At 38.9% G+C, this 12662-nt stretch carries 11 protein-coding genes and 1 pseudogene; 10 read left to right on the top strand and 2 right to left on the bottom strand.

Annotated elements, in window-relative coordinates:
* Positions 1-18: 18 nt before the first annotated feature.
* The 3 genes from E2K98_RS18395 (at position 19) to nagZ (ending at position 4050) form a co-directional block, all read left to right on the top strand.
* A complete protein-coding gene (locus tag E2K98_RS18395) occupies positions 19-1017 on the top strand; it encodes a FecCD family ABC transporter permease (RefSeq protein WP_133336659.1) in 999 nt (332 codons plus the stop codon).
* Positions 1014-2021, top strand: a complete 1008-nt coding sequence (locus tag E2K98_RS18390) for a FecCD family ABC transporter permease (protein ID WP_133336657.1) — start codon at positions 1014-1016, stop codon at positions 2019-2021. Before E2K98_RS18395 ends, E2K98_RS18390 begins: the two co-directional genes overlap by 4 nt.
* Before the next feature lie 217 nt (positions 2022-2238).
* Positions 2239-4050, top strand: coding sequence for a beta-N-acetylhexosaminidase (gene nagZ, locus E2K98_RS18385; RefSeq protein WP_133336655.1), 1812 nt, complete (start codon positions 2239-2241; stop codon positions 4048-4050).
* A gap of 324 nt (positions 4051-4374) precedes the next feature.
* Here the strand turns inward: nagZ and E2K98_RS18380 are convergent, their stop codons facing one another.
* Both E2K98_RS18380 and E2K98_RS18375 read right to left on the bottom strand, forming a co-directional pair.
* A complete protein-coding gene (locus E2K98_RS18380; RefSeq protein WP_133336653.1) occupies positions 4375-5253 on the bottom strand; it encodes a Cof-type HAD-IIB family hydrolase in 879 nt (292 codons plus the stop codon).
* Entirely contained in the window at positions 5246-6022 is a 777-nt protein-coding gene (locus E2K98_RS18375; RefSeq protein ID WP_133336651.1) for a DeoR/GlpR family DNA-binding transcription regulator, read from the bottom strand. Before E2K98_RS18375 ends, E2K98_RS18380 begins: the two co-directional genes overlap by 8 nt.
* Before the next feature lie 219 nt (positions 6023-6241).
* On the opposite strand from E2K98_RS18375, the gene E2K98_RS18370 reads away from it, so the two are divergent.
* From E2K98_RS18370 to E2K98_RS18340, 7 genes and pseudogenes are all read left to right on the top strand, one after another.
* Entirely contained in the window at positions 6242-7099 is an 858-nt protein-coding gene (locus E2K98_RS18370) for a MerR family transcriptional regulator (RefSeq protein WP_133336649.1), read from the top strand.
* A 198-nt stretch (positions 7100-7297) separates the two neighbouring features.
* The gene (locus tag E2K98_RS18365) at positions 7298-8644 is read left to right on the top strand and encodes an APC family permease (RefSeq protein WP_133336647.1); all 1347 of its coding nucleotides are present in this window, start codon (positions 7298-7300) and stop codon (positions 8642-8644) included.
* Positions 8645-8683: 39 nt separating this feature from the next.
* A complete protein-coding gene (locus E2K98_RS18360) occupies positions 8684-10315 on the top strand; it encodes an amidohydrolase (protein ID WP_133336645.1) in 1632 nt (543 codons plus the stop codon).
* 214 nt (positions 10316-10529) lie between these two features.
* Positions 10530-11372, top strand: coding sequence for a YitT family protein (locus E2K98_RS18355; protein ID WP_133336643.1), 843 nt, complete (start codon positions 10530-10532; stop codon positions 11370-11372).
* 84 nt (positions 11373-11456) lie between these two features.
* Positions 11457-11678, top strand: coding sequence for an IclR family transcriptional regulator domain-containing protein (locus E2K98_RS32340; RefSeq protein ID WP_133336641.1), 222 nt, complete (start codon positions 11457-11459; stop codon positions 11676-11678).
* Positions 11679-11854: 176 nt separating this feature from the next.
* A complete protein-coding gene (locus E2K98_RS18345) occupies positions 11855-12127 on the top strand; it encodes an HU family DNA-binding protein (RefSeq protein WP_133336639.1) in 273 nt (90 codons plus the stop codon).
* Positions 12128-12261: 134 nt separating this feature from the next.
* A pseudogene (locus tag E2K98_RS18340) lies at positions 12262-12564 on the top strand (sigma-54 interaction domain-containing protein); the annotation flags it as partial.
* Positions 12565-12662: the final 98 nt, after the last annotated feature.

Genomic DNA, 12662 nt, shown 5'->3' with positions numbered 1-12662 from the left:
GAAAGATGAGAGATTGTGATGACAAAATCGATTCCCTTTATATACAAGTTAAGCTTATTCTTGTTGGTATTTTTCGCGATGTTTATTGTTTCCATTGTGTTGGGAGCGGCAGATACCACGGTCAAAGATGTGTGGTTTGCGCTAACAGCGACCGTGAAGAGTCAAGAGATTTCCCTCATTCGAGAGATTCGCCTGCCGCGCGAAGTCGCCGCCATCTTTGTGGGAATGGCGTTATCCGTTTCCGGTGCGATTATGCAAGGATTAACAAGAAATCCGCTTGCAGACCCAGGTATGCTGGGGTTAACAGCGGGGGCTAATGCAGCGCTGGCGATTACCATTGCCCTCATTCCGTCCACCAATTATTTTGGAATCATGGTCGCCTGTTTTATTGGTGCCGCAATTGGTTCGATTCTGGTATTTGGAATCGGGGTCATGAAAAAAGGCGGTTTTTCACCACTTCGGATTGTTCTGGCGGGTACGGCTGTATCAGCTTTTCTTTACGCGATTTCAGAAGGTGTTGGGATTTACTTTAAAATTTCAAAGGATGTTTCAATGTGGACAGCAGGTGGAATGATTGGGACCACCTGGCATCAGCTTCGGGTTATTGTTCCTTTTATTGTCGTGGGAGTCTTACTTTCGCTTTTTCTCTCCAGGCAGCTGACGATTCTTAGCTTAAATGAGGAAGTCGCTGTGGGATTAGGGCAAAAAACGGTCAATATTAAATTCGTTCTGTTTCTTGTCATTATTTTACTCGCCGGTGCATCCGTTGCCCTTGTTGGCAATATGGCCTTTATTGGATTAATGGTTCCGCATATCGTTCGTCCAATTGTTGGAACAGATTATCGATTAATTATCCCGTTTTCGGCTATTTTAGGGGCGACATTTATGCTTTTTGCCGATACACTGGGGCGAACAATTAATGCTCCTTATGAAACACCGGTTGCCGCGATTGTAGCACTCATCGGTTTACCCTTCTTTCTCATGATTGTGCATAAAGGAGGGAACAAATTCTCATGATTCATCCTTTATTACTTAAAAAGCAGCGAATTATGCTGGTGGGATTATTTGTACTGATTTTGCTGACGATTGCTATTTCAATCGGGATTGGCTATTCTTCGGTATCCTATGATCGCTTGATTCCTACAATCATGGGGCAGGGGACCTTTAAAGAGGAATTTGTTTTATTCTCGATTCGCTTGCCGAGAATTTTGATTACGCTATTAGCCGGAATGGCGCTCGCTTTATCTGGTTCAATTTTGCAGGGAATTACCCGCAATGATTTAGCAGAACCGGGAATCATCGGGATTAACCAGGGCGCTGGAGTTGCGATTGCTGTATTCTTTCTGTTTTTTCCAATTGATGTTGGTTCATTTGTGTATGTTCTTCCGCTAGTTGCATTTATTGGAGCTTTTCTGACTGCAGCTTTGATCTATGTCTTTTCATATAAACGGGGTACAGGTCTGCAGCCGGTCCGGTTAGTGCTTGTCGGTGTCGGCTTTTCTATGGCTCTTTCAGGTTTGATGATCATTCTGATTTCATCTGCGGAGCGGACGAAGGTTGATTTTATTGCAAGGTGGTTGGCGGGGAATATTTGGGGGACCGATTGGCCGTTTATCTGGGCAATCCTGCCTTGGCTTGTGATTCTCATTCCCTTAACCTTGTATAAAGCCAATCGCTTGAATATCCTGGGTCTTAGTGAGCCAGTTGCGATTGGCGTGGGGATCGCGCTTGAAAAGGAGCGGATTGTTTTTCTAAGCATTGCTGTTGCTTTAGCCGCCGCAGCTGTATCAGTTACCGGCGGAATTGCTTTTATTGGACTGATGGCGCCGCATATTGCCAAGGCTTTAGTCGGACCGAGAAACCAATTATTTATCCCGATTGCTATTCTGTTAGGCGGCTGGCTCTTATTGCTCGCCGATTCGATCGGACGAAATATCATTGACCCCGACGGAATACCGGCCGGGATCATGGTTGCTTTAATTGGTGCGCCTTACTTTATGTATTTGTTATTGAAAAAATAAAACCAATCTAAAATTTAAGATGCGGGATCTATGAAGGGAAAAATGATTAGGGGGAAGTGGAGCAGTTTACTCCATGGTAAACATGATTCTAAAATAGGTGCATATAAATGGGAAGATAGTCAACTTTCCGGCCAAGATGGAACAAGGTTCAGCAGTTGAATTTAAGCATAAGAAATACTTTTTCTCTTGTCTATAGTAAGGAGGAGAGGAATATTATATGACAGAACCAAGAAATTCCCTGTGGAAACCGCTGATTTTTTCAGTTCTTTCTCTAGCTCTTATTCTAGCTGTTGTCATTTTCGTTTTCGGAGGAGATAGAAGTGCGAAGCAGACAGTCAAAAATCCAACGATAACATCACCTCCACCTAGTCAGAACTCCTCCACATCCGGTCATGACAAAACCTCAAGTGCTAATGCACTAGTAAAAGAAATCTTTTCATTGTATAAGGAAGGAAAAGTAGCACACGCCCCGTTCATATCCGGTAAGACTGAAATGAAGGAAGTCAATAATAAATGGGGAGAACCTAACCGAAGAACTGAAACTGCAAGTGGTATCTACGAAGAGTATAGAAATCACCATGTAGTATTTGGTTACCATGATGAAATTGTTAATGATATCAGGTCTTATGATTCGGAATTAAAAAATATTCTATTAAATGAGATCAAGAAGGCGGGCGGTGAACCAGATGAGGTTCGGTACTATAAAGATAGTACCCATGACCAAATTATTTTAGTTTATCATGTTACCTCTGTGTGCGATTTAAAGTGGATTTTACCAAAACCAACAGATCAGGAGCCGAATCCAGAAGTGGATCATATTTCTGTTTATACCCAAATAAAAAAACAATCGGGTAAACCAAGTCAATCTGATGGTCTGAAACCATCTGATCATCCAGGACAGACTGATAATCCAAATCCGTCTTCACATCAAAATAGTGTCACAGAAATCATATCTGGTATGAGCTTGGATGAGAAAATTGGGCAGATGATCATCGGGGGTATATATGGAACCACAGTTGATGCCCATACCAAAAATTTAATATCCAAATACAAAGTTGGAGGATTGATTTTTTACGCTAATAATCTAGTAAACTCTCAACAAACGGTTCAGCTTTTAAACCAAATTAAGTCTGATAATGTTCCCAACTCTATGCCGCTTTTGTTAAGTGTTGACCAAGAAGGCGGTAGCGTTTCTAGGCTGCCAGGAGGACTTATTAACTTTCCAACAAATAAGGTTATTGGAGCAATCAATAATACTCAGCTTTCCTATAAAGTTGGTTCCATTTTAGGCAGAGAGCTAAAAGGATTTGGTTTCAATCTTGATTTTGCGCCTGTTCTAGATGTCAATAGTAATCCTCACAACCCAGTAATAGGGAATAGGTCATTCGGAAATAATCCGGAAGTTGTAAGCAAGCTTGGGATTCAAACCATGAAAGGAATTCAGTCGCAGAATATTATTCCAACGATTAAGCATTTTCCCGGACATGGAGATACTGATGTAGATTCCCATCTAGAACTTCCCATCGTCAACAAAACTCTAACGCAACTTAAAAAACTTGAGTTAATCCCGTTTGAACGTGCCATTAATCATGGGGCTGATGTGGTAATGGTAGCCCATATCTTGCTCCCAAAGCTGGATGAACATTTTCCGGCATCCATGTCTAAAAAGATTATGACTGAGATTCTAAGAAAACAGCTTAATTTCAGTGGCGTTGTGATTACTGATGACATGACGATGCAGGCAATTACAAATCATTTCACCATTGGCCGGGCGGCGGTGGAATCAGTCATGGCTGGCAGCGACATTATTTTAGTAGCCCACGATTATAACAAAATAGTCGAAACCATTTCTTCCTTAAAGACTGCTGTTCAAAAAGGGGAAATTTCCGAACAAAGAATCAATGACAGTGTCAGTCGCATCATTCAATTAAAAATAAAATATGAATTGAATAATTCGCAAGTGGGAAACGTGAATATTGGGGAGATTAATCAGTCAATTAGCAAGCTGTTGGATGAGTATACGAAATAAAGGAACGGTATGGCACACCTGAAGAAGGTGCAAAAGTCGTAACTTTTCTTGAATCAGGCTTAAGTAATGTATGCATATAAGCCTGATTATTTGTAAATACTCGATATTTGTTTGAAAATGGGATTATAGCCTAAAAAGCAACAATTCATATAAATTTACACCTCAAAAAAACAATGCAATTCAGCTGCGAATTGCATTGTTTTTTCAGTTTCGAGCCCCCAAAAACGGCTAACCCTTTTCGGGGCATTCAAAAATATATGCTCAAACCATCATTGTCACGCCGCAAATGCGTTACGCCAATGAGAGTCTAAGTAACTTGTAGAATTAATCTGCGGTGACTGGGATCAATGAATAGATCAAATGCGCAACCCCATCTTTGTCATTTGATAGGGTAACCTCATCACATATATCCTTTATTGCTTCATGGGCATTCCCCATTGCAAAGCTTTTTCCAACGACCTGCAGCATGGATAAATCGTTAAAACTATCCCCGACAGCAGCAGTATCAGTTAAGGGGATGCCTATCTTGTTTGCAAGAATTTCTAAAGCATTGCCTTTAGATGCATTCTTATGTTCGAATTCAAAATTATGTTTCGCAGAGCTCACAATTGTTACATCCTCCAAATGCTCAAAATGACGCCTTCCTTTTTTCAGCTTCTCTTCATGAAAGGAAAATGCAAGGATGTTATACAATTCGATTTCTTTGCCTACTAGATCTGAATATGACTTAATATAGGAAAAGCCTGTTTGACTATATTGCTTTTCAGCAGCATATTTCAGCTGTTCAATACTTATATCTGGATTCGCACTTGACACGCGATCCATTTCAATGGCTAAAAGTTCCCGTCCATTCTGCGGGGTAAAAATTGAATGATTAGTGAATACCTCATAATAGAAGTTCTCATTCTCCAGCCAGCTCAAAATAGTAATGGCATCCTCAAGATTGATTGCTTTGGAGTGGACCAATTCTCCATTCGGTTGATGAATGGTTGCCCCATTTGCAGCAATGATCCAAGTTTTCAACCCAGTATCTTTAAAAATCTCTTGAACATCAAAATGGGCACGACCAGTGGCGATGACTACTTCAACACCATTGGATTGGGCAAATTTAATTGCTTCCAGATTCCTTTGGCTTATACGGTTTTCTTCATTTAGTAATGTGCCATCCAAATCCACGGCAATTAGTTTTACCACTTTAAACATCTCCTTCTTCAAAATCCGCTGTTAAGATTTCTACATTGTTTTTACTTAATAATTCCCTAAACTCTTTCGCAGGGGTTTTATCGGTAATCAAGAGATCAATATCTTGTAAGTCAGCGAATCGAAAAAAATCTGTAATGCCTAGCTTCGTATGGTCTGCTAGCACAATGACCTGTTTTGCTTGCTGAATCATTTTTCTTTTTACGACACCGTCCTCCTCATGGGCGATCGTTAATCCGTTTTCCGAGATACCAACAACTCCGATATAAACCTTATCAACATGGTATTCAGAGAGTTTTTCTACTACAGATGAGCCATAAAGAAATCGATGCTCTTTTTGCAGAGTGCCCCCTAAAAGCTGAATATTTATTTGAGGCTTGGATGATAATACTTCTGCCTGGTTGATTGAGTTGGTGATAATGGTACAATCTATGCTTTCAATCTGTTCTGCACAAGCTTGGACGGTTGTAGAGGCATCTAAGATTACTCTGTCGTTAGGATAAATTAATGAGGCAGCCATTTTACCGATTTTCTTTTTTTCTTCTGATACAGTTTTAAGTCGTTTTGTATAGTTTTTCACCTCATCATGGACGGATGGAAGGATCGCTCCGCCACGAGTACGCACAATCGCTTTTTCTTCCTCAAGCCTGACAAGATCCCTTCTTGCTGTATCTCTAGAGACATCGAACAGTGAACAAATTTGATCGACCGAAATCCTGTTATTCTCTTTTAGAAAATCCATGATTGATAATAATCTTTCCTCTTGGTACAAGATTTGAGCCTCCCTTTTAAGTGGTTTTAAGTAATTATACACCATTATTTGCATGTTTGTAAGTGTAAATAATTGATTTTAAGCAATATACCCGACCCCCAAAAAAATTTTATCTCTGTTTGGTCAAATCTTAGATTGTATACTAAATTTTTTAAATAGTATAATAAGCTTGTAATCTAATTATTAACTACCGTTAGTTGCGTTTAAGGAGAAAGGGTCATGCAAAATAAGCTAAGTATTGGAGAAATGGCAAAACTTCGAAATGTAACAGTGGATACATTGCGTCATTACGATAAAATTGGATTGCTAAAGCCGATTTACACGGATCCTAAAACTGGCTATCGGTATTATTCGATTTATCAGTATGAGATTCTTGGAACCATCAAGGAATTAAGAAAAATTGGTTTTTCTTTAGAGGAAATTAAGCAATTTCTAACAAATCGTAACGTCAAAAAATCGGTTCATTTACTTCAACAATCACTAGACAATATTCAGGAAAAAATTAATGAGCTGCAAAAAATTCATAAAATATTGAAGACCCGGTTAAATAATATCGAACGTTTCACAAAAAGTTATCAGGATTCTGATATTGTCATTAAACATTTTGAAGAACGAGAATACATTCAGCTCGACAGACCAGTAGGTTGGGAGGATCAAGAAAATATATATTTTGGACTGTTGGAGCTTGAAAATATGATTGGTGGGGACATACCGGTATTGGCCAGCAATAAATTTGGAGAATTTATCAAAAAAGAATATTTTGATGAAATCCGCCAAACATCTGATTCTTCCAGTAAATTAAGTGCTTTTCAATGCCAATTATTTATTCTTGTTCAAGATGATGGACCGGAACAGTCAACTCAAAAACTAGAAAAGGGTCTCTATATATGCTCCTACTATGGGGGAGTTGATCGGGAGAACTTGCTGTACTTGCTTAAAAAGCTGCTCCATCATTGCGAAATTCATGGTTACATTCCAAATGGTGATGCTGTTGCAATTATGCAGGTTGATATCTCTTTGACGGATCAATATGATGAAGCCTATTATGAAATCCAAATTCCTATTCAAAAAGGATAAATTGAAAACAGCCTTCGAAATGATTTTTTCAATTCGAGGCTGTTTTTTTTTTAGGAATAGTTGACTCTGGAGTTGGACAAGACTTTATGATATTTTCATATTATTCTGAAATGAGGGATGATTTCTATGTTATAGGCGAAAAGGTCATTTTCAATAGGGAATAAGGGCAATTAATACGCAAATAAGGAGGATTGATCTATGAATCAAACATGCACGCCAACTCTAAAGCGTTCTTTATCATTAAAATATGTTGTGTTCTTTGGTTTAACCTTTATGGCTCCAACGACTATGTTTTCAACATATGGGGTAGCTGTTACAAGTACAAATGGGATGCTCCCCACCGCTTATGCGATTGCTCTAATTGTCATGTTATTTACAGCTTATAGCTATGCGGAATTGGTGAAAGCGTTCCCAAATGCAGGGGCAGCTTATACGTTTGCACAAAAATCGATAAGCCCTCATTTAGGGTTTCTCGTTGGTTGGACAATCATACTCGATTATGTGTTTAGCCCGATGATCAGTTCCCTTCTCAATGCAATCGCACTACATGCAATGTTCCCATCCGTTCCAATGTCTGTTTGGATCATTTCATTTATTGTGATTATTACGATTGTCAACATCCTAGGTATAAAATTAGCAGCGAATTTTAATACCATCTTACTTCTCTTACAAGTTTTTTCGTTTGTACTGTTTCTGATTTTGTCGATTAAAGGAATTTTTGCAGGAAGAGGAGCAGGGACATTATTTTCAACCGTTCCCTTCTATGATTCTCACATTAAAGTACCAACGCTACTATCTATTATTCCTATTTTATGTTTTTCTTTTTTAGGCTTTGATGCCGTTACTACGTTGTCAGAAGAGACTAAGGAACCCAGGAAAACATTGCCGAGAGCGATCTATATCATCACGCTTATTGGTGGGTTCATGTTTATCTCGGGTACGTATGTTTTACAACTCATTTATCCAGCGTTTCAGTCTTTTAAAAATCCTGAATCCGCCTATATTGACATTGCGATGTATGTTGGCGGGAATATTTTTACGAGTGTCTTTAATGCAATCGGCCTAACAGCCGCCTTTGCTTCAGCCGTTGCTTCCGGTACGAGCGCCTCTCGTATTCTGTATGCAATGGGAAGGGAGGATGTATTGCCGAAAAAAATCTTTGGCTATCTATCTCCAAAATACCGCACACCGGTATTCAATATTTTACTCATTGGTGTTGTTGCGTTAAGTGCACTATTCCTAAATTTAACCACTGCCATTTCGCTTATTAACTTTGGAGCGCTGTTCGCCTTTTTCTTTGTGAATCTTTCGGTTATCGCACACTATTTTATCCGAAAAAAACAGAGGTCTTTTAAAGGAACGATTCAATATTTGATAATCCCGCTTATTGGGACGGCGCTTATTGGACTGTTGATTACCAAGCTGGACAAACATTCCCTATTATTAGGTGGAACATGGCTTCTCATCGGATTTATCTATCTATTAAACTTAACAAAAATGTTTAGGCAGCTGCCTCCTGAGCTTGGCTTAGAAGAAGCTCATTAAAGTGGCATTTATCTATATAAATGAAAGGATTGATTAATTATGAGTCAACAAAAAGCTGATATGATTATTTCGAGTGATGTTGTTTTTACAGGTCTTACCGACCAGCCTGAACCCGCTTCGATTGCGATTAAGGATAACAAAATTGTTGCGATTGGTTCTGAGAAAGAAATGAAACACTTTGCAGGTGAGAATACGAAAATTTATCAATTTAATGATCAACTCATCATGCCGGGATTCCATGATTTCCATCTTCATCTTATGCAGGGGGCCGTTGCCCTTAATGGTGTCGATCTGTTCGCGGCCCGTTCGGAAGAGGAAGCACTGGAAATGATTCGCAAATTCGCTGAAGCTAATCCGGAAAATCCATGGGTAATCGGATTTACATGGGATGCAGGTTATTGGGATACTCAAAAATTACCGACCCGTCATTCATTGGATCGGATTCTCCCTGATCGTCCAGCGCTTATGTTTCATGCCGAAATGCATTATGCTTGGGTGAACACAAAGGCATTAGAGATCGCAAATATTAATCGACATACTGAATCCCCTTCTTTCGGCAGGATTGGGAAGGACGACGATGGAGAACCAAATGGCCTTCTCTATGAAGGAGCAACGGATGCGGTCATCCGCCATGCCTATGATTTTACGAAAGAACAAAAGAAAGCTCTTTTAACAAATTTCCTTACTCATGCTGCTAGTTTAGGAGTAACGGCTGTCCATGACTTATTTGCATCGGAGTCAATGAATATTATTAATGATTATGGCCTTTTCAAAGAATTTGAAGATAAAGGGGACTTAACAACACGCATTCATTTATGGCCAGTATTAAATGGCGATATAGAGCGTGCTAAACAATTGAGAGATACGTATCAATCGGATAAACTCCGTGTGTCCGGACTGAAACAATTTATTGATGGCGTTATTACTGCCCGTACGGCTTATTTATTAGAACCTTATGCAGATCAACCGGATTCACGTGGTGAGACAACTTTCCCTGCTGAGACGATTAAAAAATGGGTGGCGGATGCAGATAAGGAAGGCTTCAGTATTCGTTTTCATGCGATTGGTGATGGAGCCATCCGTCTAGCTTTAGATGCTTATCAGGAAGCGCAAAAAGTCAACGGCAAACGGGATTCACGTCATTCCGTCGAGCATGTAGAAGTAATACATCCGAATGATATCCCTCGTTTTAAGGAGCTGGGTGTTACTGCTTCAATGCAGCCGGATCACTTTGCAATGTCGGAACGGGGTGTTTACACTGATCGAATTGGTTCGGAACGAGAAAAGCATGTTTTTTCAATAAATACTTTGAAAAAATCTGGTGCAAACTTGGCATTTGGAACTGATTTCCCAGTTGATATCCTGAATCCGCTTCTACAAATCTATCGTGCAGTAACGAGAATCGACAGCAGTGGAAAAACAGTGTGGCATCCGCATGAACGGATTGCGCTTGCTGATGCTTTAAAAGCCTATACGTCAGGATCAGCTTACGGTACATTTAGAGAGCATGAATTAGGCACATTGGAAGTGGGGAAACTTGCGGATGTTGTCGTCTTGGAGCGAAATCTTTTTGAAATACCGGTGGAGGAAATACCCGATACGAAAGTCCAGCTAACAATTGTTGATGGTACAGTGGTCTATGATCATACAAAGTCTCTAATCGAAAAATAACATATTTATGAAAAGAGGATTCCGTTACTGTAGAATCCTCTTTTGTATTTAAACTATTGTTAACCAACTATTCAGATATAGATAGTTTATGCAAAATTAAATACCACTGTTAGTTAAATATCCCTAAAAACCAGTAATACCATTTGGCATAAAACATGCATTAATCTTTTAATCAAATCAATTTGAAGCTTTAGTCATTGAGGGGTTGAGTTAAATGAAACTTGAAATAAAACCCATAGCAGCTATTATTGTAGGTTCTGCCATTATGGGTTTTGGCATTGATTGTTTTAACATAAGTAACGGTTTAACAGAAGGCGGTATTACAGGAATAACCATATTACTGAAATTTATTTTTAATTGGGATCCAGGGTTAGTCAATTTATTGATCAATATTCCACTTATGTTTCTAGGTTGGAAGACACTGGGGAGAACTGCCTTTATTTATACGGTAGTGGGAACTGTATCGTTATCTATTTTTCTTAGTGTTTTCGAAAATTTCTCTTTGCCTTTACATGATTCATTGCTCGCTTCTCTTTATGCAGGTGTTTCGGTCGGAATTGGATTAGGGATTGTATTTCGTTTTGGCGGGGCAACAGATGGAATCGATATCATCGCCTATCTTTTGAAAAAACACATGGGATGGAGTATTGGACGAACATTGTTTTTTTCTGATTTAATTGTCGTTGCCATATCGCTTATTTATCTGGATTTGACCCGTGCTATGTATACCCTTGTGGCTGTATTTATCGGAGCAAAAGTCATTGATTATGTCCAGGAGGCAGCGTATAAAGCCAAAGCCGTAATGATTATATCGAATACAAACACAGAGATTGCGAAGAAAATCACAATGGAAATGGAAAGGGGTGTTACATTACTTAACGGTAAAGGAGGATACACAGGAGAGAGTAAGGAAGTGCTTTATTGTGTAGTTAACAGAAATGAAATAGGGCGACTAAAATTATTGGTGGAGGGAATGGATCCCTATGCATTTGTGAGTGTTAATGATGTGTACGAGGTGCTTGGAAGAGGGTTTACCCATGATAACCGCAAACGTTAGATTAATATATTAATGCGATTGGGGAAAATGAAATATTTCGATTGGTTCTAATGGAAGAAGTTAAATTATATTGCCAGCATTTTTATGGAAACAAAAAGCCGTTTTCTCCTAAGTCATTCGGAACTTGAAAATTATATATCTGCTGTTGCTGCTCCTATTTTTAATTACAATGGGTCTATCATTGCAGGCATTAGTATTGCAGGCCTTGATGTGAATTACCAAAAGGAAATGCTGCCTTCGTTGGTTGAAAAGGTCAGAGTGCGGCACACGAGATTTCACAAAAGTTTGGATACACTTAATAAATGACACGGGTTAAAAGCGCTTGTGTCTTTTTATGATTTTTCTTAAAGCATACTATTAAGGGATACTGTTTCTTTTGGAATAAATGTATATGAATCTGTTAAATTGGAAAACCTTATAGTAGATGTGTTATGATATCATTTTTACATACTATCTAAAATAAAAGGATGAGGTGCTAGATTATGAATAAAACTGAACTAATCAACGCTGTCGCAACACAAACAGAATTAGCTAAGAAAGATGCTACCAAAGCGGTGGATGCGTTGTTTGAAACTATCTCTAATACACTTGCTAAGGAAGAAAAAATCCAGTTAATTGGGTTTGGAACATTTGAAGTACGTGAACGTGCAGCCAGAACAGGCCGTAATCCACAAACAGGCGAGGAAATGCAGATCGCTGCTTCTAAAGTTCCCGCTTTTAAACCAGGTAAAGAACTAAAAGAAGCCGTCAAATAAGTAATCTTTAAAGAGTGCTAAGGAAGCCTTTTTGCTTCCTTAGCGCTCTTTTTTTCTATTGAATAGCCTTTTTACTTTGAAAATGAATTGGTATCTTAATAATAAGGAAATTCATTCGCAAAGGCAGTGATTATATGGAAAAACACTTTGGAACTCTTCAAATCGAATTGGATGCCATTCTTAGAGCTTCGAAAGATAACATCGTGATTACGGATGGAAACGGAATGGTTTTAAAAGCTAGTCCGAATTGCCAAGCCATTTACGGAAAGGGTGTTTCTTTTTTAATTGGAAAATCAGTAACTCAGCTTGAAACAGAGAGCATTTTTTCCCCATCGGTTACCAAGATGGTTTTAAAAGCAAAAAAGGAAATACAAGTGATGCAGCACACGACAACAGGACGTGTAGTAATGGCAACGGGCTTCCCTGTTATGAACGAAATCTTTAAGAAAACAGCCTTGTCTTAACTCCAATAAAAGTAAAATGATTTTTTCGATAATTTTGTAAGATATTGTTGATATCTCTTGATGTCGATTTT

The organism is Bacillus salipaludis (assembly GCF_004358205.1).
Note: the sequence above shows the minus strand (reverse complement) of the source record. Positions and strands in the feature narration are given on the sequence as shown.

Coding starts and splice junctions, on each gene's coding strand:
- E2K98_RS18395 (WP_133336659.1), top strand. CDS start 19: ATGACAAAATCGATTCCCTTTATATACAAGTTAAGCTTATTCTTGTTG.
- E2K98_RS18390 (WP_133336657.1), top strand. CDS start 1,014: ATGATTCATCCTTTATTACTTAAAAAGCAGCGAATTATGCTGGTGGGA.
- E2K98_RS18370 (WP_133336649.1), top strand. CDS start 6,242: ATGCAAAATAAGCTAAGTATTGGAGAAATGGCAAAACTTCGAAATGTA.
- E2K98_RS18355 (WP_133336643.1), top strand. CDS start 10,530: ATGAAACTTGAAATAAAACCCATAGCAGCTATTATTGTAGGTTCTGCC.
- E2K98_RS18365 (WP_133336647.1), top strand. CDS start 7,298: ATGAATCAAACATGCACGCCAACTCTAAAGCGTTCTTTATCATTAAAA.
- E2K98_RS18345 (WP_133336639.1), top strand. CDS start 11,855: ATGAATAAAACTGAACTAATCAACGCTGTCGCAACACAAACAGAATTA.
- E2K98_RS32340 (WP_133336641.1), top strand. CDS start 11,457: ATGGAAACAAAAAGCCGTTTTCTCCTAAGTCATTCGGAACTTGAAAAT.
- E2K98_RS18380 (WP_133336653.1), bottom strand. CDS start 5,253: ATGTTTAAAGTGGTAAAACTAATTGCCGTGGATTTGGATGGCACATTA.
- nagZ (WP_133336655.1), top strand. CDS start 2,239: ATGACAGAACCAAGAAATTCCCTGTGGAAACCGCTGATTTTTTCAGTT.
- E2K98_RS18360 (WP_133336645.1), top strand. CDS start 8,684: ATGAGTCAACAAAAAGCTGATATGATTATTTCGAGTGATGTTGTTTTT.